Annotated in this window: 21 protein-coding genes and 1 pseudogene; 16 read left to right on the top strand and 6 right to left on the bottom strand. The window is 69.3% G+C overall.

Annotated elements, in window-relative coordinates; all coding sequences use genetic code 11:
• Positions 1-24 precede the first annotated feature (24 nt).
• Positions 25-879, top strand: coding sequence for a helix-turn-helix transcriptional regulator (locus tag DKT69_RS18845; RefSeq protein WP_109802841.1), 855 nt, complete (start codon positions 25-27; stop codon positions 877-879).
• Positions 880-1,066: 187 nt separating this feature from the next.
• Here DKT69_RS18845 and DKT69_RS18840 read toward each other — a convergent pair whose 3' ends face one another.
• The gene (locus tag DKT69_RS18840; RefSeq protein ID WP_109802840.1) at positions 1,067-1,657 is read right to left on the bottom strand and encodes a hypothetical protein; all 591 of its coding nucleotides are present in this window, start codon (positions 1,655-1,657) and stop codon (positions 1,067-1,069) included.
• Positions 1,658-1,889: 232 nt separating this feature from the next.
• Between DKT69_RS18840 and DKT69_RS38395 the strand changes: the two genes are divergently transcribed.
• The 8 genes and pseudogenes from DKT69_RS38395 (at position 1,890) to DKT69_RS18800 (ending at position 7,517) form a co-directional block, all read left to right on the top strand.
• Positions 1,890-2,051 carry a hypothetical protein gene (locus DKT69_RS38395; RefSeq protein WP_161557883.1) on the top strand — a complete coding sequence of 54 codons (162 nt, stop codon included), beginning with the start codon at positions 1,890-1,892 and terminating at the stop codon, positions 2,049-2,051.
• 237 nt (positions 2,052-2,288) lie between these two features.
• Positions 2,289-3,602: an AAA domain-containing protein gene (locus DKT69_RS18835; protein WP_109802839.1), complete on the top strand. Its 1,314-nt coding sequence runs from the start codon at positions 2,289-2,291 to the stop codon at positions 3,600-3,602.
• A 221-nt stretch (positions 3,603-3,823) separates the two neighbouring features.
• Positions 3,824-4,399, top strand: a complete 576-nt coding sequence (locus DKT69_RS18830) for a type IV toxin-antitoxin system AbiEi family antitoxin domain-containing protein (RefSeq protein WP_236648029.1) — start codon at positions 3,824-3,826, stop codon at positions 4,397-4,399.
• Positions 4,294-4,620: pseudogene (locus DKT69_RS41120) on the top strand (nucleotidyl transferase AbiEii/AbiGii toxin family protein); the annotation flags it as partial. The gene DKT69_RS18830 and the pseudogene DKT69_RS41120, both read left to right, overlap by 106 nt.
• A gap of 14 nt (positions 4,621-4,634) precedes the next feature.
• Positions 4,635-5,294: a nucleotidyl transferase AbiEii/AbiGii toxin family protein gene (locus DKT69_RS40645; protein WP_109802837.1), complete on the top strand. Its 660-nt coding sequence runs from the start codon at positions 4,635-4,637 to the stop codon at positions 5,292-5,294.
• 816 nt (positions 5,295-6,110) lie between these two features.
• A complete protein-coding gene (locus tag DKT69_RS18810; RefSeq protein WP_236648028.1) occupies positions 6,111-6,842 on the top strand; it encodes a hypothetical protein in 732 nt (243 codons plus the stop codon).
• 13 nt (positions 6,843-6,855) lie between these two features.
• Positions 6,856-7,116: a hypothetical protein gene (locus DKT69_RS18805; protein WP_109802834.1), complete on the top strand. Its 261-nt coding sequence runs from the start codon at positions 6,856-6,858 to the stop codon at positions 7,114-7,116.
• Positions 7,113-7,517, top strand: coding sequence for a hypothetical protein (locus DKT69_RS18800; protein WP_236648021.1), 405 nt, complete (start codon positions 7,113-7,115; stop codon positions 7,515-7,517). Before DKT69_RS18805 ends, DKT69_RS18800 begins: the two co-directional genes overlap by 4 nt.
• 250 nt (positions 7,518-7,767) lie before the next feature.
• Here DKT69_RS18800 and DKT69_RS18795 read toward each other — a convergent pair whose 3' ends face one another.
• The 5 genes from DKT69_RS18795 to DKT69_RS18775 are packed head-to-tail and all read right to left on the bottom strand — an operon-like array spanning position 7,768 to position 11,751.
• A complete protein-coding gene (locus DKT69_RS18795; protein ID WP_109802833.1) occupies positions 7,768-8,745 on the bottom strand; it encodes an NAD(P)H-quinone oxidoreductase in 978 nt (325 codons plus the stop codon).
• A gap of 19 nt (positions 8,746-8,764) precedes the next feature.
• A complete protein-coding gene (locus DKT69_RS18790) occupies positions 8,765-9,754 on the bottom strand; it encodes a transketolase family protein (RefSeq protein WP_201749731.1) in 990 nt (329 codons plus the stop codon).
• On the bottom strand, positions 9,751-10,602 hold the full coding sequence (locus tag DKT69_RS18785) for a transketolase (protein WP_109802832.1): 852 nt from the start codon (positions 10,600-10,602) through the stop codon (positions 9,751-9,753). The genes DKT69_RS18790 and DKT69_RS18785 overlap by 4 nt, the downstream gene beginning before the upstream one ends.
• Positions 10,599-10,985 (bottom strand): cupin domain-containing protein, encoded by a 387-nt coding sequence (locus tag DKT69_RS18780; protein ID WP_146231128.1) that lies wholly within the window; start codon positions 10,983-10,985, stop codon positions 10,599-10,601. Before DKT69_RS18780 ends, DKT69_RS18785 begins: the two co-directional genes overlap by 4 nt.
• A gap of 10 nt (positions 10,986-10,995) precedes the next feature.
• Positions 10,996-11,751, bottom strand: a complete 756-nt coding sequence (locus tag DKT69_RS18775) for an IclR family transcriptional regulator (protein WP_109802830.1) — start codon at positions 11,749-11,751, stop codon at positions 10,996-10,998.
• Between the two features lie 284 nt (positions 11,752-12,035).
• On the opposite strand from DKT69_RS18775, the gene DKT69_RS18770 reads away from it, so the two are divergent.
• The 7 genes from DKT69_RS18770 to DKT69_RS18740 all read left to right on the top strand — a co-directional run bounded on the left by DKT69_RS18770 (position 12,036) and on the right by DKT69_RS18740 (position 19,088).
• Positions 12,036-13,217, top strand: a complete 1,182-nt coding sequence (locus DKT69_RS18770) for an ABC transporter substrate-binding protein (RefSeq protein WP_109802829.1) — start codon at positions 12,036-12,038, stop codon at positions 13,215-13,217.
• Positions 13,217-14,131, top strand: a complete 915-nt coding sequence (locus DKT69_RS18765; protein WP_109802828.1) for an ABC transporter permease — start codon at positions 13,217-13,219, stop codon at positions 14,129-14,131. The genes DKT69_RS18770 and DKT69_RS18765 overlap by 1 nt, the downstream gene beginning before the upstream one ends.
• A gap of 5 nt (positions 14,132-14,136) precedes the next feature.
• Positions 14,137-14,946: an ABC transporter permease gene (locus tag DKT69_RS18760; protein ID WP_146231127.1), complete on the top strand. Its 810-nt coding sequence runs from the start codon at positions 14,137-14,139 to the stop codon at positions 14,944-14,946.
• The gene (locus DKT69_RS18755) at positions 14,943-16,001 is read left to right on the top strand and encodes an ABC transporter ATP-binding protein (RefSeq protein ID WP_109802826.1); all 1,059 of its coding nucleotides are present in this window, start codon (positions 14,943-14,945) and stop codon (positions 15,999-16,001) included. Before DKT69_RS18760 ends, DKT69_RS18755 begins: the two co-directional genes overlap by 4 nt.
• 34 nt (positions 16,002-16,035) lie before the next feature.
• Positions 16,036-16,647, top strand: a complete 612-nt coding sequence (locus DKT69_RS18750) for a hypothetical protein (RefSeq protein ID WP_109802825.1) — start codon at positions 16,036-16,038, stop codon at positions 16,645-16,647.
• A gap of 20 nt (positions 16,648-16,667) precedes the next feature.
• Positions 16,668-17,495 (top strand): SDR family NAD(P)-dependent oxidoreductase, encoded by an 828-nt coding sequence (locus DKT69_RS18745; protein ID WP_109802824.1) that lies wholly within the window; start codon positions 16,668-16,670, stop codon positions 17,493-17,495.
• Positions 17,496-17,579: 84 nt separating this feature from the next.
• The gene (locus DKT69_RS18740) at positions 17,580-19,088 is read left to right on the top strand and encodes an NAD-dependent succinate-semialdehyde dehydrogenase (protein WP_236648014.1); all 1,509 of its coding nucleotides are present in this window, start codon (positions 17,580-17,582) and stop codon (positions 19,086-19,088) included.
• Positions 19,089-19,114: the final 26 nt, after the last annotated feature.

Below are 19,114 nucleotides of genomic sequence, written 5' to 3'. Positions count from 1 at the left end.
CCGCCGCAGCCGGATACTGGGATCATGGATCGTGCAGCACTGGCCGATTTCCTGCGCCGCCGCCGCGAGGCGCTGCAGCCCGGGGACGTCGGGCTGGCTGCGGGCGCGCGCCGGCGTGCACCGGGCCTGCGCCGTGAGGAGGTCGCCGCCCTCGCCGCGATGTCGACCGACTACTACACCCGGCTCGAACAGCAGCGCGGCCCGCAGCCGAGCGCCCAGATGCTCGCGTCGCTCGCCCGGGCGCTGCGGCTGACGAAGGACGAACGCGACTACCTGTTCCGGGTGGCGGGGCACAACGCCCCGGCAGTCGTGTCCGCGGCGACGCACGTCGCCCCGGCGCTGCTGCGCGTGCTGGACCGGCTCGACGACACCCCGGCGCTCATCCTGTCCAACCTCGGCGAGACGCTCGTGCAGAACCGGATGGCCGCAGCCCTGCTCGGCGACAACTCGGGCTACACGGGCCTCGCCCGCAGCGAGATCTACCGGTGGTTCACGGCTCCCGCGGAGCGGCTGCGCTACCCCGAGGAGGACCGCGACCGGCAGAGCCGCGCCCAGGTCGCCAACCTGCGTGCCGCGTACGGATCGATGGGCCCGCAATCGCGGGCCGGTGAGCTGGTGCGGGCGCTGCAGAAGGCGAGCCCGGAGTTCGCCGAGCTGTGGGAACGGCACGAGGTCGCCAAGCGCTTCGCGGACCACAAGACACTCATCCATCCCCAGCTCGGTGCGATCGAACTCGACTGCCAGGCGCTGTTCACCGAGGACCAGTCCCAGGCACTGCTCGTGCTCACCGCATCCCCGCGCAGCGAGGGCTGCGAGAAGCTGCAGCTGCTCGCCGTGCTGGGACACGAGCGCTTCCCCGCCGACACGACGCCCGGTTAGCCCTGCCGGAGAAATCCGCTACACCTGCAGACGAGGGCCGTCGGTGACACGCTCGTCTACGTGGATGGCCCGTACCGCGGCGGGAACTGACCGCAGTAGCGGCCACGCTCCGCGGCTTTCCTGTCGGCCACCCACGTGAGGCGGATCAGCCGCCGTAGAGCCAGCGGGCAAGGTCCGGGTACGGGGCCTACCCAGTCAATTCGTCACCGAGTTCAGGCTTGAGGGCTTCGCCACGCCTCCGCAACCGGTACGCCGCGATCGCATTGCCGACGCCGAGCAATGCCAGGATGCCGACCGCCAGCCAGAACCCGACGGCCGGTACGGCGGACATGGCCTCGTCGTAAGGCGGCGGATCAAAGCGACGCAGTACGCCCCGTAGGCCGAGCGCAAGCGCCCCCGCCGCGACGAATGCCGCTACCGCCGATACCACCAGGCGGGACTTGACACCGGCCAGGATCCTGGCAAGCACGCCAGCCAGGACACCCAGCGCGGCGACCATGAAGAGCGGTTGCCCCGGCAGGTAGATGGGCTCCTCGGGACCGATCTGCGGCGCCTCGTTCGGCACCTCCTGCATGACGTACTGACCACGGTCGCCATCCCAGAGCAGGGTCTCCAGGTGGACCTGAGCCCCGCCACCGACGGTCAAGCCCCAACCAGTCCAGGTCACCGCCACACGCCATTCCCCGGCCTCACCCTTCAGCGCCGCGAACGGTAGGGCGAACAGGAGAGCGACCGCGGCGAACGCCGGCGGACTCAAGTTCGTGCGGACCCAGTGCATGGCCGCCTCCTCGACAGATCGACAACGGCAGGATGGGGCGCGGACATCTCCCCCCGATCGCGCTCGGATCTCGGTTCGCATATGCCTCCATTGACCTGACCACGGCATCGTTCCGGGAGTGGAGCCGAGGGGACTCGAACCCCTGACCCCACAACGCCAGGAGCCGGCCAGGCTTGGGGGTCAGCCTGGTTCTGCGCTGCTCGGCGGTCCGCTGAGGTCCGGGCTCGTCCTGGTGGTGGTTGCCACCGCCACCGGGAGCCCGCCGAAAACCGCCGCCGCCCTCATGCAGGCCTGGTGCGCGCGCCATCCCGCCACCGCCTCGGCCCAGTTGCGGGCCCTGGCCAAGCGCACCGACGACCGCGAACATCGCAGACTCGCCCTGGTGTATGCCTGAATCGGCAGTGGAGGACCGGCAGGCGAATTCGCCCGAAACTGCTTCTTGAGGTAATCGCGGCTAGCGCGTGACTCGAATGGCCGGGCTGGAGGTAGAGCGACCGGGAGCACTCCCAGGTGCGCTGACCATCGACGAGGTTGTCGAAGTTCAGGCAGGGCGCGTCCGGTCCCGACCCGGCGGTATCGCAGGAGGCGCGTGCGCGGCCGGTAGGGTGCCGGGTCGGGAGGTGACGGGTCCATGCTCGCTGGGTTGGCCGTGCCGCCGGGGGTGGAGGCCGACCGCGTGATCAGCGCGGTGCTGGCCGACCTGCGCTGCGGCACGCATCGGGGCGTGGTGGTCGACTCCCCACCAGGGGCCGGCAAGTCGACCCTCGTGGTCCGCGCCGCCGTCGAGCTGGCCGTCGCCGGCGAGCCCCTGATCATCATCGCGCAGACCAACGAGCAGGTCGACGACCTCATCGACCGCCTCGCCCGCAAGGCCCCCGAGCTGCGCATCGGCCGGCTCTCCGCCGCCGACTACCGGCCCTCCGCCCGGGTCAGAGACCACGAGACGGTCAAGGTCGCCGCCAAGGTCATCGACCTCGGCGGTCCGGCCGTCATCCTCGGTACGGCCGCCAAGTGGGCCACCGTCACCGAGGGCTCCTGGCCGTGGGCGATCGTCGACGAGGCGTACCAGATGCGGTCGGACGCCCTGCTGCGCGTGGCCGGCAGGTTCGAGCGGGCGCTGTTCGTCGGCGACCCCGGGCAGCTCGACCCTTTCTCCACGGTCGAGACCGCGCGCTGGACCGGCCTGACCTGGGATCCGATGCAGTCGGCCGTGGCGGTGCTCCTGCGGCACAACCCGGAGCTTCCGGTGCACCGCCTGCCCGTGTCCTGGCGACTGCCCGCCTCGGCGGCGCCGGTCGTCGCGGCGGCCTTCTACCCGTTCACCGGGTTCCGCGCCGGCACCGGCCCCGACGACCGGGCCCTGGCGTTCACCGCGTCCGGACCAGGGGACGCGGTCGACGCGGCGGTGGAGCTGGCGGCCACCTCCGGGTGGGCGCTGTACGAGCTGCCGGCCCGGCACACTCTGCGTACCGACGCGGAGGCCGCCGCGGCCTGCGCGGTCCTCGCCCTGCGGGTGTTGCAGCGCGGAGCGGTCGCGCTCTCCGAACACGCGCCGGCCGGCGCGCCGGTCACCGCGGACCGGATCGCCGTCGGGGCCGCCCACCGCGACCAAGTCGCGGCCATCCGCGCACACCTCGGCGAGGCCGGCGCGGGCATCACCGTAGACACCGCCAACCGGCTCCAGGGCCGCGAGTACGACGTGACGATCGTCCCGCACCCACTCTCCGGACGGCGGGACGCGACGGCCTTCCACCTGGAGTCGGGGCGGCTCTGCGTGCTGACGTCCCGGCACCGGCACGCCTGCATCGTGGTGGCCCGGGCGGGCATCGGCGAGCTGCTCGACGCCCACCCCTCGACCGAGACCGTGCACCTCGACGTGCCGGTCAAGTTCCCCGATGGCTGGGCCGCGAACCAGACGATGATCGCCCATCTGGGCGCGACGTAGCCGAGCGGCCGAAGCTGCTCATGATTGAGAACGGTTCGCGCACTTCGCTGGCCGCTTCAGGTATCAGACCAAGGGCGCCTCGTCTCACGTCAACGCGGATCTTGCACGCCCCATCCCGGCGCCATCGGCCGAAGCGCATCAGGTAGGAAATCCGCTACAGGTGGCGGCAACGTGTATAGAGTTTCCCCATGGGGTCAGCGGATGAACCGGGGGCTGAGAGCGTGTTGCTGAGCATGCTCCCGGCCACCTTCAGCTACACCCAAGCTCTTGAAGCTGGCCTGTCAGAGCGGCAGCTGTACCGGCTGCGCGATCACGGGCTCATCGAGCCTGTCGGACGGGGGCTCTACCGGCGACATGACGCGCAGACGGCGGATATCGACCTCATCGAGGTCGCCCGCCGCGCCCCGTCTGCCACCCTGTGCCTGACCACCGCGCTGGCTCGGCACGGCCTCACCGACGAGATCCCCTCCCGTATCGACGTTGCGCTGCCTCGCGGGCGGCATCGACCGGCCACTACCGCGCCGGTCGCCTGGCACTGGTTCGACCCGGCCACCTTCGATACTGGGCGCACGGAACTGCGACTCGACCCGGAGACCTCGATCGGGCTCTACAGCCCCGAACGCAGCATCATCGACGCCGTTCGTCTGCGGCACCGGGAGGGGCCGGATGTGGCGTACGCGGCGCTACGGCGATGGCTGAGGCGGAGCGACGCTTCGCCGTCGAAACTACTGACGATGGCTCGCCGGTTCCCCAAAGCCGAGCGACCGCTCCGAGAGGCACTGGAGATCCTGCTGTGACCGTACGTCCCACGCGTACCACCGTCGCTGGCCGCGCCTACCTCGACCTCCAAAACCTCGCTCGTCGCACCAGTCGGCCCACAGACGAGCTGCACCAGGTCTACGCCCTGGAAGGCTTCCTCGCCCGCCTGTCCCAGTCCCCGTACGCGGACAAGCTCGTCCTCAAGGGCGGGGTTCTGCTGGCCGCCTACGCCGCGCGCCGGCCCACCCGCGACGTAGATCTTCAGGCCGATGGATCTCGAATGACACGGATCAGGTGCTCGGCATCGTCCGCGACATCGCCACCCTGCACCTCGACGACGGCCTGGTCTTCGACGCGGCGAGCGCCAGCGCGGACACGATCCGGGACGACGACGTCTATGCCGGAGTGCGGGTCAGCCTCACCGGCAGTCTCTCCGCCGCACGCTTGACCTTCCATGTCGACGTCAACGTCGGCGACCCGATCTGGCCCGATCCGCAACCGATCAAACTTCCGCGGCTGCTCGACGGGGAGATCGTGGTCACCGGCTATCCGCTCCCGATGGTGTACGCGGAGAAGTTGGTGACGGCGTTGCAGCGAGGCGAGGCGAACACTCGCTGGCGTGACTTCGCCGACGTTTACCTGCTGTCCTGCCGCCACGATGTTGACGGCGACCAGCTGGCGGCGGCAGTGCAGCGGGTGGCCGAATATCGTGTAGTGACGCCCGTGCTGCTGAGCGAGGCCCTCGACGGCTTTGCGACGCTGGCGCAATCACGGTGGGCGGCCTGGCGACGTAAGCACCGCCTCGACGACCGTCTTCCCTCGGATTTCGGCACCGTGCTGCAGCAGGTGTTCGCGCTCGCCGACCCGGCCTTGCTCGGGAACTGCCGTGGGCGGACCTGGACCGCAACGGCTCAGGGCTGGAGGGCTATGTGACTGACGCCGGGTCGCAGTCCAACTCATCGCTGCTGGGCTCGGGCCCTCCCGGCCGTCGATGGCGGTGCAGCCGCGCCCGGGCAGGCAAAGCTGGATCGGGTCGGGCGACTCGCCGGGGACGCCGGCAGCACCGGAAGCTCCATGGCGATGTCGTGCTCCCGGTCCTTCCACAGCCACCGCCGGTCAACCCGTCGTAGCTCAGAGACTGCGCGTTCGCGCTGGCCAGCCCGGCTTTCGTTCCGTCGCCGTGAGTCGCCGGTCGGCCGCCGGCGATCGTCGCCATGAGTTCGTTGGCCATCGCCAAGTGTGCTGCCGCCTCGGCGACGGTCCACGACGCACCGGGGATGGCGATGTCGGCGGTGGGCAGCCCGCCGATCAGGTCGGCCAGCCGCTTCGCCACGGCAAGGATTTCGTCGGGTAGTTGGCCGCTCTCGGCGCGGTCAGCCACCCTCTGGGCCATGACTGCCGATCTTGATCGATCCCGATCCTGTTCGGGCGATGACCGGCGAAACCGCCGAGGATGGCTCGGCAGTTTCCCAGAGTCGAGCGACCACTCCGAGAGGGACTGGAGATCCTGCGTTGACCGCACGGCCGACGGGGGCCACCGTTGCGCCCCGCATACCTCGAGCCGTCGCGTCCGTCGATGGCGGCGCAGCCGCGGCGGTGGCCGGCACAACCGATCGGGTCGGGCGGTGCGCCGCGCTGCCGGCAGCACACGAATGCCCGTTCACGCCGCCGTTGATTCCCAACATTCATGTCAACCTCCCGTCACTCCACGTGTTCACCCGATCTCTTCCGGTCGATAGCGTCGGGCCAATGGCCGTCGACGAAAGGCCGACGATGAACGACAACGGACACCTGTTCTCGCGCCGGCGACTCCTCGCCGGCGCGGCGGCGGCCTCGGCGGTCACCGTGACCGGCGTGGCCGGCGCCCCGACCGCCGCGACCGCCGCGAGCCCGACCGCCGCTACCCCGCTGGTCTCTCGCGGCCGGATCGCCACCGCGACGTTGCACGCACCCGGCGGGGCGGCGACCACCGGCCGCTTCCAGGCCGACTTCCACGACCGGCTTGCCGGCTGGCTGGCCTTCTGGTCGGCGAACTCGCCCCACGTCTGGAGCGCCCCGGTCCAGGTGGTCGGCCGGGTCGACCCGGCCGGCGACGCCTTCACCCTGCACGCGATCCGCTACCGGCGCGACGACGGGTTGCACGACGGGTTCGCCGCCGGCCGGATGGACGGCAGCCACTGGGCGACCCTGGCCAGCCTGCACCACCACTTCCCGACCGTCACCGTGCTGGCCGGCGGGGCCGTCCGGGTCGGCGACGGGGTCGCCGGCTTCACCGGCTCGCCCGCACAGGTGGCCTTCGCGGTCGCGGCGTGCCGGGAGCTGTGGGGCGACCGATCGGCCGGCAGGGCCCGCTGGCGGGAGCACGCCAACCGGGCGCTCACCCGGGCCGGGCAGCACGTCGACGTCGCATCCCGCTCCGGCTGGGCGGCCTTCACCCGGACCAGCCTGCGCCGCGGGCTGGGCACCGAATCGTACGAATGACCGGAGGTAACACATGTCCCGCAACGAGTTCCGGTTCGTGGTCGACGGCGTCGACCTGACCGCCGAGCAGCAGACCCTCATCGCCGGCGAGATCCAGAAGGCCGGCCTGGCCGCCCTCTCCTCCGCCAACGCCAAGCTGGCCAACCCGCTCACCCTCGGCCACGCCAACCTCAAGCTCCGCCCCGAGTGGTACGGGCTGTGGGTGCTCGACGGCATCTCCGCCGAGGACCTCGGTCAGAAGATCAACGACATCGGTTTCTGGATCCAGCGGTGACCGTCGTCGTCCGTCGTCCGGACCCGCCGGAGCGGATGTGCCCGAGCACCCCCGCGGCCAACGCCACGGTGTTCCTCGGCATGATCACTCCGGCGGGTCGGGTCGCCTACGTCACCCCGCAGGTTCCCGCCGACGTAGCGCTCGCCGCGGCGGCCGGCTCGGACACGCCGGTCGAGGCCCGCTACCGGCTCGCCGGGCCGTGCGTCACCTCGTCCTGCGGCTTCTGGACCGGCGAGCACTGCGGGCTGGGCGCCCGGATGGCCGCCTCCTACCAGGAGACCGTGGGGCCGGCGGAGATCGAGCTTCCCAAGTGCGCGATTCGGCGTAGCTGCCGGTGGTTCGCCGAGCAGGGGCCGGTGGCCTGCCCGGCCTGCTCTCATGTGGTCACCGACGCCCACTGACCAACCCCGCCGCCCGGACACCGCGATCTGTTGCTCCTTCGCCCGATGGCGAGGCCTCGCGCGAACACCGAGGGCCCGCGCGAACACACTGTGGCCTCAGCACCCGGCTGGCGAGAAGCTCCTCGTACGCGACGACGTCCCGGAGGGCGTTCTCGTCCAACTCGACGTCGCCCGCCGCTCCAGTGGCAATTGCCAGCGCGGCCGACTGCCCGCTCCGCACTGTCAGACGTGCGGAGCGGGCAGTTCCTGCTCAGCCGCCGAAGTCCAGCAGGATCTTGCCGACCTTGCCCTTGCCCTCAAGCCGGTCGAATGCCGACTTCACCTGCGCCACCGGGAAGATCTGGTCGATGACCGGCCGGACGCGTCCGCTCGCGAGCGCGGGCAGCACCTCCCGTTCGAAGGCGCGGACGGCTTCCGCCTTCTGCTCGATGGGCCGGGCGCGGAGGACGGTCCCCTGCACGCGCACCCGCTTCTGCATGAGCCGCAGCAGTGGCATCTGAGTCTCACTGCCGGCACCGACGCCCACGACGATGATCCGTCCGCGTACGGCGATCGCGTCGAGGTTGGCCGGGAAGTGCGGGGCGCCGACCAGCTCCAGGATGACATCGGCACCTCGACCGCCGGTGAGCTCGGCGACTTCGGTCGCGAAGTCGGCGTCGTGGACGACCTCCGCGCCGAGCGCCTTCACCGCCTGGTACGACGATTCGCTGCGCACGACGCCGATGACCCGCGCACCGGCCGCGAGCCCGATCTGGACGGCAGCGCTCCCGACGCCGCCAGCGGCCCCGTGAACGAGGAGTGTCTCGCCCATCTGCAGCCCGGCCTGCGACCGGATCGCGTCGTGCGCGGTCATGTACGCCTCCGGCACTGCCGCGGCGTCGGCCTCGGACAGCGAGTCCGGCACGCGGGCCAGGTGCCGCTCGTTGACGATCACCCGGTCGGCGAGGCCGCCGCCACCCACGAGGCCGAACACCCGGTCGCCGGGCGACCACGTGGTCACCGCGTCACCGACGGCCTCGACGACGCCCGACACCTCCAGACCGGGAATGTCCGCGGGGCTGCCCGGAGGGGCCGGGTAGATCCCGTTGCGCTGCTGGGCGTCCGCCGGGTTCATGCCGGCGTAGCGGACGCGGACCCGAACGTCGTTGCCGGTCGGGATCGGGTCTGGCCGCTCGACGAGGTCGATGACCTCGTTGCCGCCCGCCCCGGTGAAGACAACCGCCCTCATGACTGATCAACCTTTCCGTTCACGCGTTCAGGAAGCGCAGGGCGACCTGCGCGATGCCGGCGGCATCCAGCTCGTAGTGCCGGTAGAGGTGCGTCGGCGGCCCGATCAGGCTGTACTCGTCCTTGATGCCGTGCCGGTGCAGCTTGGTGGCCACGCCTTCCTCGGTGAGCACCTCGGCGACGGCGCCGCCCAGCCCGCCGAGCACGTTGTGCTCCTCGACGGTCATGAGCCGGCCGGCCCCCCGCGCCGCGGCCAGCACGGCGTCGCCGTCGAGCGGCTTCACGGTGTGCATGTCGAGCACGCCCACCGAGATCCCCTGCTCGCGGAGCTGTTCGGCCGCCGCCAGCGTCGGGTGCACCGACGAGCCGGTGGCGATGAGCATGAGGTCGCTGCCCTCGCCGTGCGCGATGGCGCGTCCGAGCTGGAAGTCGACACCGTGCTCGTAGATGATCGGGTCGCGGCCGCGGCTGGCGCGGAAGTAGATCGGCCCGGGGTGGTTCACCGTGGCGCGGATCGCCGCGTGGAACTGGGCCGGGTCCGACGGCGCGATCACGGTCATGTTGGCCATGCTGCGCATGATGGCCAGGTCCTCGGTGGCGTGGTGCGAGGTGCCGTAGAAGCCGAGGCTGATGCCGGCGTGGTGGCCGATGAGGCGGACCGGCTGGTTGCAGTACGCCACGTCGGTGCGGATCTGCTCGCAGCACAGCAGCGCCAGGAACGACGCGAACGTCGCGGTGTAGGGCAGCAGGCCCGTGGTGGCCAGCCCGGCCGACGCCGACACCATGTTCTGCTCGGAGATGCCGAACTGCAGGAACCGCTCGGGGTGCTTCTCCTGGAAGCGCACCAGCCCGTTGGAGTACTTGAGGTCGGCGGTGGTGACCGCGATGGGGTGTCCCTCGTCGGTCAGCTCGATGAGGGCCTGCGAGATGGCGGCGAACCCGGGCGCCTGGTCCAGCAGCATCAGCAGGTGCCAGGAGTCGGGGTGCAGCTCGGGCTCGGTGGTGGTCACGCGTTGCTCCTCAGGTGCGCGAGGGCGGCTTTCTCGTCGGAGGGGTGCAGGTAGCCGAGGTGCCAGCCGAACTGGGTCTCCATGTAGGGGATGCCCTTGCCCTTGACGGTGTGGGCCACGATGACCGTCGGCTTGCCGCCGTCGCTGGCGGCGGTCGCGTCGCGCAGGGCCCGCAACACCTGGGGTACGTCGTGGCCGTCGATGTCGATGGTGTTCCAGCCGAAGGCCTGCCACTTGTCGAGCACCGGCTCGATGCCGATGACGTCGTCGACCTTGCCGTCGAGGCTGTACTCGTTGCGGTCGACGATCGCGATCAGGTTGCCGGTGCGGTGGTGGGCCGCGGACAGCGCCGCTTCCCACACCTGACCCTCGTGCTGCTCGCCGTCGCCGAGCAGCACGAAGACGTTGTAGTCGATCTTGTTGAGCCGGCCGCCGAGGGCCATCCCGAGACCGGCGGACAGCGCATGCCCCAGGGAGCCGGAGCTGAAGTCGATGCCCGGCACCTTGCGCATGTCCGGGTGGTCGCCGAGCGGGTTGCCGAGGCGGGTGTACTCGTCGAGCACGGACTTGTCGAAGAAGCCGTAGTCGGCGAGGAACGGGTACAGCGCGATCGCCGCGTGGCCCTTGCCGAAGAGGAAGCGGTCGCGTTGCTTCCACTGCGGCTCGCCCGGCTTGAGCCGCATGATGTCGCCGTAGTAGAGCGTCGCGAGGATCTCGGCGCAGGAGAAGGCCGAGGCGTAGTGCCCGGTCTTCGCGATGCCGGTCAGGCGCACCGTCTCCTCGCGGGCGAAGAGCGCCTTCTCCTTGATCCGGGCGATCAGCTCACCGTCGTCGGCTGCTGCACTCACTGGTTCTCCTCCACGAATTCCGGAACCTGTCCCTCGACCGGGGGAGGCGACAGGGAGCACACGATCTCGAGCGTCTCCGAGCCGTCGTTGATCTGTCCGTGCACGCGGTTTGCCGCGATGTAGACGGACAGGCCGGGCTCCAAGCGGATGGGCTCGTGGTCTTCGAGATACATCAGGCCGGTGCCGCGCACCACGTAGTAGGCCTCTTCGTAGTCGTGCCGGTGGCGGCGGACCTGCTGGCCCGGCTGCATGACGCACAGCGAAACGCCGACCCCGACGGAGCCCACGGTCTTCGGATGCACCAGTCGGTAGACCGGTGCACCGAGCGCGAGGAACTCTCGTCCCTGATCACGACGTACGACGGGGGTTGTTCCGTCAGACAAAGCGTTTCTCCTAACTGGAGTAGCCGAGCGAGCGGGAGACCTCCGCGGCCGCCTCCCGCACCATCGATTCGTGTCGCTGTCGGTTGTCACCGAGCAGCACGGGAGACACGCCGGCCAGTGACAGCGCGGCGCAGACCGTGCCGGTGTGGTTGAAGACGGGAGCGGCGATCGACGCGATGCCGGGGGTCACGTCCTCGTCGCTGATGACGATTCCCGCGTTCACGTCCGCCGCGAGGGACTGCCGCACCAGCTCGGGGGTGTTCAGGGTCTTGCTTGTGTAGGTGGTGAGCGGCGAGCGGAACAGGTACTCGTCCCAGAGGGCTTCGCCAGCGAAAGCGAGGAGGACACGAGGTGCCCCGCCGACGTGCAACGGCAGCCGGCCGCCGAGCCTGAGCTCGAGAATCTGGACGCGCGCGCCGTCGATGCGCTCGATGCACACCGCCTCGAGCCCCTGGCGTACGCACAGGAAAACGGTTTCGCCGGTCTGCTCGTGCAGCCGCTCCATGACGGGCAGCGCGGCCTGACGCTCGTCGAACCGCTGAGCAACCGCCGCGCCCAGCCGGAACACCTTGAGCCCGAGCCGGTATTGCCCCCGCCGCGCACCTGGCTCCACCCACCCGAGTTCCTGCATGCTCTCCAGAAGGCGGTACACGCTCGTACGGGGCTCCTCCAGCGCCTCGATGAGCCCGGCGATCGGCATCTCGCCCTGGTCGGCGAGCAGCTCCAGCACCCGGTCGGCCTTGCTGAGCACATTCACCGGCGGCATGACGTCTCCCGTTGTCCCGCGTAGCGGTCAGGCTGACCGTAGAGCGGGACTATAGCGGAGCACGGCGACCGCTGTACAGACCACAGTGCATTCCTCTTTCCGAGGTGCCATAGCCAAACTATTGCAGGTGGCATGGCTGCGTTCGGCGCGTCTGGGCGGGAGTGTCGGGATCGCGGGTGGGCGCTGGAGGGGCGACGGCAAGAAACTCTGTACCGCCCTATGGACAAGTCGTCCGTCCGGTGGAACAGTACTGCCACCGAGTCGATGTGTGACAGGAGATACACATGGCTGAAACGCCGTTGAAACCGCAAGGTCTTACTCGACGCGGTCTGCTGCGTCGGGGAGGGCTCCTCGCCGCCCTCGCCGTGTCCGCGCCGACCCTCCTGGCCGCCTGCGGCGACGGTGGGGAGTCCGCGGCGGTGCCCAAGGTGGGTGACAAGGTCGGTGGGGCGCTGAACTTCCTGTCCTGGGAGGGCTACGACCTCACCGGATCACAGAAGATGAAGGCGTGGCAGGGCGAGACGAGCGTCAAGGTCAACCCCACCTACATCTCGACGAGCGACGACATCCTCGCGAAGATCAAGTCCGGCTCCAGCGTCGGCTACGACCTCATCACCTATTACCAGGCGTACGGACCCCTGTACTCGAAGAAGCCGCTGGAGATCATCGAGCCGCTCGACCTGGCGCACATCCCGAACGCCGCGAAGCTCTTCCCGTTCTTCCGCGAGGGTGACGCCGCGGCGAAGTTCTGGAACATCGACGGCAAGCAGGTGGGCATCCCGATGTTCTGGAGCGCCACCACGCTTGACTACCGCACCGACCGCATGGCGAAGCCCGAGTCGTGGCTCGACCTGCTGAAGCCCGAGTTCAAGGGCAAGATCGGCTGGGTCCCGGACGCGACGGCAGCGTTCACCCTCGGCGGCCGGATCCTCGGGTTCGACGTCCCCAACTACACCCAGGACCAGTTCAAGCAGATCGTCGAACTGCTCCGCCGGTTCCGCGGGCAGATCAAGGGCTTCGCGCCCTCCTTCGGTGACCTCACCAACCAGCTGGTCAGCGGTGAGGTGATCGCCTCCTTCGCCGGCTGGTCGACGGTCGGGCTGTGGGCCGGGGACAAGGGCGCCAAGGTGGAAAGCATCATCCCGAAGGAGGGCACCTACACCTCCTGTGACGCGTGGGCGGTGCCCAAGACGACGCAAAACCGCGACACCGCGTACGCCTGGGTCAACCAGGCCCTCTCGCCAGAGGTGCAGGCGGAGGCCGCCGTGGCGCTCGGCACGGCCGTGACCTCGCCGGAGGCGGTCAAGTTGCTGCCTGCCAAACAGCAGAAGCTCTACCCGTACGACAACCTCGACGAGTTCTTCACCAAGGCCCCGGTCTTCGGCTTCCCGGACAAGGGGCGGTCGGGGATCGTGCAGCACGAGGAGTGGCTCAGCGAGTGGTCGAACATCCAGGGAGGCGTGTGATGGTTGCGGCCGTCGTACCGCCTCAGGCGGGCGTCGCCGCGGCACAGCCACCCGCACCGGCTCGTCGGCGCGGGTGGCTGCTGACCCTGCCGGCCGTTGTCGTCCTGGGCTTCCTCCTGCTGGCTCCCTTCCTGGTGTTCACCGTCTACGCGTTCCTGCAGGGCGGTTTCTACGAGGTGACGGGCACCGTCACTTTGTCGAACTTCACCTCGGCCGTGGGTTCGGAGTTGACCCGCCGGCTCACGCTGAATGCGCTCGGGATCGGGTTCGTCACCGCGGCCCTGACCCTGGCGCTCGGGGTGCCGCTCGCGTACGCGATTCGGTACCGCGCCGGGCGCATGGAATACCCGCTGCTGGCGCTCGTGGTGTTCTCGATGTTCACCAGCTACCTCGTCCGCATCTACGCGTGGCGGGTGATCCTCGGCAAGGACGGGCTGCTCACGCAGGTCCTCGGACCGATCGGTCTGGCCCCGCAGGACGGATCGCTGCTGTTCTCGAAGCCGGCCGTCGTCATCGCGCTGGTCCATATCTTCGTGCCGTACGTCGCTCTCGTCGCCTATGCCGCGTTCCGCAACATCCCAGGCGACTTCTTCGATCTCGCCGCCGACCTCGGCGCCGGCCGGATGCAGCGGTGGCGCCGCGTCGTCCTGCCGCTGGTCGCGCCGGCGGCGGCCTCCGGCTTCCTCTACACCTTCGTGTTGGCCGCCAGCGACTACGTCACCCCGCAGTTTCTCGGAGGAACGGACGGGAACATGGTGGGGCTGCAGATCTCGCAGCAGTTCACGCAGTTCGGTAATTATCCGCTCGGCGCGGCGACCTCGATCATCGTGCTGCTGCTGTTCATGCTCGCCTACGCCGTCGTCACCGTGTTCCTCCGCGTGCTGGGCCTGAACTCCGTGGTTATCAAGGGGTGAGCGGCATGAGTCTTCTGCGGAGCAGGCGCCGGTCGCCGGGTCTCTACCTGGCCGTCGTCCTGGCCTTCCTGTACCTGCCGATCGCGGTCGTCGTGCTGTTCTCGTTCAACTCCAGCAGCACCCTGAACCTTCCGATCAAGGGGTTCTCGCTGCGCTGGTACGAGGCGGTGCTGACCGACCCGACCTACACCTCGGCCCTGCGGAACAGCCTGATCGTGGCGGTGGTCTGCGCGATCATCACCACCGTTCTGGGCACGCTGGCGGCGTTCGGGCTGACCCACGTGTCCCCCCGGGTGCGCCCGTGGCTCGCGGTGCTGTTCTTCGCGCCCATCACGCTTCCCGGGCTCTTCCTCGGGTTGTCGCTGCTGGCGTGGTTCGCCAAGCTCGACATCGAGCTCTCACTGTGGACCGTGGCCGCCGCGCACGTGGTCTACACGTTCCCGTATTTCCTGCTCGTCGCCCAGTCCGTCCTCGACCGGATCGACCCGCAGTACGACGAGTTGGCGGCCGACCTGGGGGCGTCGTCGCTGCTGAGGTTCACGAGGGTCACGCTGCCGATGACGTGGCCGGTGCTCGTCGCCGGCGGCATGCTCTCCTTCGTCCTGAGCTTCGACGAGTTCTTCATCACCTTCTTCGTCATCGGGCCGCAGAGCACGGTGCCGCTCGTCATCTACTCAGCGATGCGACGCGCGATCGACCCGTCGATCAACGCGTTCGCGACCCTCCTCCTGCTCGTCACCTTCCTGTCCGGCGTCGTGATCGCCGTCCTGGCACGGACGGGCAGGGCTGCTCGAAAGGGAGTCAAGGCCTCGTGAATACCGTTCTCAGCCTGACGGGCATCAGCAAGAGCTTCGGCAAGGTGCCGATCCTGCACGGCGTGGACCTCGACGTCCACGAGGGTGAGATCCTGTCGCTGCTGGGCCCGAGCGGATGCGGCAAGACCACCATCCTGCGCATCATCGGCGGGTTCGAACGGCCGGACCGCGGCCGCGTGGTCCTGGCCGGCAAGGACATCACCGACGTGCCACCGCACCGCCGCCCGGTCAACATCGTTTTTCAGCGCTACCTGCTCTTTCCCCATCTGTCGGTCTTCGACAACGTCGCCTTCGGGCTGCGGATCGACAAGGTCGGCAAGCGGGACATCGAGCGACGCGTGCGGGAGGCGCTGGAGCTGGTAGGGCTGGAGGATCTTGCCGACCGGCGGGCCACACAGCTCAGCGGCGGCCAGTCGCAGCGGATCAGCCTGGCCCGGGCGCTGGTGAAGCGCCCACAGGTGCTCCTGCTCGACGAGCCGCTCTCGGCGCTGGACCAGAAGGTCCGAATCAGCATGCAGGCCGAGCTGCGGCGCATCCACCGAGAGACCGGCACGACCTTTGTCTATGTGACGCACGACCAGCAGGAGGCCATGTCGCTCTCCAACCGGGTCGTGGTGATGAACGCGGGCCGCATCGAGCAGATCGGCACGCCGGCGGACGTCTACCACCGCTCGGCCACCAAGTTCGTGTCCGGCTTCGTGGGTGACGCGAACCTGGTCGCCGTCGAGGCCCTCGACAGCGCGGGGGACGGCACCGAGGTGAAGGTCGTCGAGACCGGGCAGCGCCTGCGGCTGCGGCAGACACTGCCGCAGCGTGAGGCGGTGTTGGTGGTGCGTCCCGAGCTCCTTCGACTCTCGGCCACCGGTGACGACGGCCTGTCCGGAACCATCTCCGACATCGCGTTCCTCGGCTCCGCTGTCCAGTTCCACGTCGACCTTGACGGCATGACGCTCCGCGTACAGGAGCCGGCGGGCGCTGCCCCCCTGACACTCGGCGTCGGTGACGTCGTACGCGTCGTTCTGCCGGATCACCCCGTCCACGTCCTCACCGACTGACCGCCCGCTGAGAGCAGAGCAGGAGTCGTACCACATGATCTACATCGAATTCATCTCCCGCCGTCCGGGCATCTCCATCGAGCACTTCCACGCGATCGCGGGCGCCGGGCAGACGGGGTGGGCCAAGCAGTACGGCGACGACGAGCTGCTGCTGAACCTCGGTCGGACGTGGCGTATCGGCCCGGAGCCGGAGTACCTCGCCGTGTGGCTCAACCGCAACGCGGGCCTTGAGCTGCTGGGGGAGTGGGAGCGGGCCTTCCGGTCCGGCGAGGCCGACGCGTTCGAGAAGCCCATGGAGGTGGTTGGCCGGCTGGACCGCGCGGGCTGCTACCGGCCCTTGCGGGAGCCGGTCGCCGGCCGGGTCGGTCCCTACTACGCCGAGTTCCTCGATTTCGCCCCCGGCGCCACGCCCGACGAGGTCGCCGCCTTCTTCGACAAGCGCGCGGGCGAGCACCCGGCACTGCGGCTGCACGTCGTTGCCGACCGCATCGGCCACCTCGGCCCTGACCCGCGGTGTATCGCGGTGTGGGGCCTGCCGGACTACGGACACCTGGACGAGATCGCCAGCGAGCTGCAGGACGTGACGGCGCCCGTCGTGCTCCGTACCGCCGGCGTCTACGCGAACCTCGGCGAAGAAATCCTCTAGCCCGTACCAGGAGCGAAATCATGCGATTCGAAGGTAAGAATGCCCTGGTCACCGGTGCCAGCAACGGCATCGGCGCGGCCATCGCCGAGCGGTTGGCGACAGAGGGTGCCTCGCTGTGCCTGCTCGCCGCGCCGCAGGACGAGGCCCACCTGGAGACGGTGGCGGAGAAGCTGCGCGCCGAGGCAGGGGCGAAGGTCGTCACGGTGACCGGCGACGTCGGTGACGCCGACACCGCGGAGCGTGCGCTGACCGTCGCGTGCGACGCGTTCGGCGGGGTCGACCTGCTGGCGAGTAACGCCGGGATCGGCATCTGGGAGAACGTGCTCGAGACGCCGATCGAGGACTTCGACCGGGTGATGCGGGTGAACACCCGCGGCCAGTACGCGGTGACCAGCGCCGTCGCCCGGCACATGAGCCGGCGCGGTGGCGGCGCCATGGTGCTCACCGCGTCGACCGCCTCGCTTTTCGGCGAGGAGGGGCAGATCATCTACAACACGTCCAAGGGCGCGGTGATGGCGCTGGCCCGGTCGCTCGCCGTCGACCTGGCCCGGTACGGCATCCGCGTCAACGCCCTCGCGCCCGGTTGGGTACGCACCCGGGCGACACTGGCCGAAGTGGACGACGTCGCCATCTGGAGCAAGCACCGGACTCGAATTCCGCTCGACCGTCCGGGCGAGCCGGCGGAACTGGCGGCCGTCGCCTGCTTTCTGCTGAGCGACGACGCCTCGTACATGACCGGGTCGGTCGTGATGTGCGACGGCGGACTCACCGCCGGCTACCGGGCGAGCGACTGGGACGCGGTGGAGCGCCCGCTGTCCCCGCGTACCCCAGGGCTGTCCGACAGCTGACCATGGATGACACCCGGTCACGCACCAGTCCCGGCCGTCGATGACTGATGCGGTGAGCGGTCAAGAAGTGACACGGAGGAAGAAGTGAGTCGGTCGGCCAGCGAAGAGGGCGTGCGCAGGTTCCTCAACCCCTCGAAAGAAGACGAACGGGCAGTCGTCGAGGCGGTGCGGAAGGAGCTTCTGATCGCCGGGCGGTGGCGGCCGGCTACGGATGGGCGCCAGTTGCCGGTGCACGACCCGTCGACCGGTGAGGTTCTGTGCCACGTGGCGGATGCGGGGCCCGCCGACGCGGTGGCTGCGCTCGACGCGGCCGCCGCAGCCCAGTCGGGTTGGGCCGCGTGCCCGCCTCGGGAGCGCTCGGACATCCTCCGACGCGCGTTCGAGCAGCTCATTGCCCGGGCTGACGAGCTGGCCCTGCTGATGACACTCGAGATGGGTAAGCCGCTCCCGGAGTCGAAGGCGGAGATCGTCTACGCGGCCGAGTTCCTTCGCTGGTTCTCCGAGGAGGCCGTACGGATCGACGGGCGGTACGCTGTCGCGCCGAACGGTCAAGGCCGTCTGATGGTGATGAAGCAGCCCGTCGGGCCGTGCCTGTTGATCACGCCGTGGAATTTCCCGATGGCGATGGGTACGCGCAAGATCGGGCCCGCGATCGCCGCTGGGTGCACCATGGTGGTCAAGCCCGCGCGTGAGACACCTCTTTCGATGCTCGCGCTGGCCGAAGTCCTGTCCGACAGCGGTCTTCCCGCTGGTGTCCTCAATGTGATCACCACCTCCACAGCAGGTGACGCGACTGCACCGCTTATCACCGACCCGCGGCTACGCAAGATGTCGTTCACCGGGTCGACGGAGGTTGGTCGCACACTCATCGCTCAGTCGGCCCATCAGGTGCTCCGCGTATCGATGGAACTGGGCGGCAACGCACCGTTCATTGTCTTCGACGACGCCGACCTGGATGCGGCCGTCGAGGGAGCGATGATCGCGAAGATGCGGAACATCGGGGAGGCGTGTACGGCAGCGAACCGGTTCCTCGTCGCGGAGTCCGTCGCGGCCGACTTCGCCCAACGCCTGGCCGTACGGATGAGTGCGTTGAAGGTCGGCCGCGGCACCGAACCCGGCGTCCAGGTCGGCCCGCTGATCACGGCGAAGGCGCGGGACAGCATGCGGGCGTTCGTCGCCGATGCGACCGAGCGAGGCGGTCGGGTGCTCGCCGGGGGCAACACTCCCGAAGAGCGTGGCTACTACTACCAGCCCACCGTCATCGCTGACGTGGACCCGGGCGCCCGGGTATTCACGGAGGAGATCTTCGGTCCCATCGCACCCATCGCGACATTCACGAACGAACAGGAAGCGCTGGCGATCGCGAACTCCACGCAGTACGGCCTCGCCGCCTACGTGTACACCTCCGATATGCGGCGATGCTTCCGGGTCGTTGAGGCGCTGGAGTTCGGCATGGTCGGCCTCAATCAAGGCATTGTGTCCAACCCCGCAGCCCCATTCGGCGGAATGAAGCAGTCCGGGGTCGGACGAGAGGGTGGCCGCGAGGGCATCGAGGAGTACCTGGAGACCAAGTACATCGCCGCGAACGTGTAGCGGTCGGATGCGCTGCGGCGTGGCCA

The organism is Micromonospora sicca (genome assembly GCF_003172935.1).
GTDB classification, from domain to species: domain Bacteria; phylum Actinomycetota; class Actinomycetes; order Mycobacteriales; family Micromonosporaceae; genus Micromonospora; species Micromonospora sicca.
The sequence above is the reverse complement of the archived record's forward strand: the minus strand, read 5'-3'. Positions and strand labels throughout refer to the sequence as shown.

Bases quoted from the DNA above. Each gene is read 5' to 3' on its own strand.
- DKT69_RS18775 (WP_109802830.1), bottom strand. From the start codon at position 11,751: ATGCCGCCGGTGAATGTGCTCAGCAAGGCCGACCGGGTGCTGGAGCTG.
- DKT69_RS18770 (WP_109802829.1), top strand. From the start codon at position 12,036: ATGGCTGAAACGCCGTTGAAACCGCAAGGTCTTACTCGACGCGGTCTG.
- DKT69_RS18845 (WP_109802841.1), top strand. From the start codon at position 25: ATGGATCGTGCAGCACTGGCCGATTTCCTGCGCCGCCGCCGCGAGGCG.
- DKT69_RS18805 (WP_109802834.1), top strand. From the start codon at position 6,856: ATGTCCCGCAACGAGTTCCGGTTCGTGGTCGACGGCGTCGACCTGACC.
- DKT69_RS18750 (WP_109802825.1), top strand. From the start codon at position 16,036: ATGATCTACATCGAATTCATCTCCCGCCGTCCGGGCATCTCCATCGAG.
- DKT69_RS18745 (WP_109802824.1), top strand. From the start codon at position 16,668: ATGCGATTCGAAGGTAAGAATGCCCTGGTCACCGGTGCCAGCAACGGC.
- DKT69_RS18840 (WP_109802840.1), bottom strand. From the start codon at position 1,657: ATGCACTGGGTCCGCACGAACTTGAGTCCGCCGGCGTTCGCCGCGGTC.
- DKT69_RS18835 (WP_109802839.1), top strand. From the start codon at position 2,289: ATGCTCGCTGGGTTGGCCGTGCCGCCGGGGGTGGAGGCCGACCGCGTG.
- DKT69_RS18760 (WP_146231127.1), top strand. From the start codon at position 14,137: ATGAGTCTTCTGCGGAGCAGGCGCCGGTCGCCGGGTCTCTACCTGGCC.
- DKT69_RS18795 (WP_109802833.1), bottom strand. From the start codon at position 8,745: ATGAGGGCGGTTGTCTTCACCGGGGCGGGCGGCAACGAGGTCATCGAC.
- DKT69_RS18810 (WP_236648028.1), top strand. From the start codon at position 6,111: ATGGCCGTCGACGAAAGGCCGACGATGAACGACAACGGACACCTGTTC.
- DKT69_RS18765 (WP_109802828.1), top strand. From the start codon at position 13,217: ATGGTTGCGGCCGTCGTACCGCCTCAGGCGGGCGTCGCCGCGGCACAG.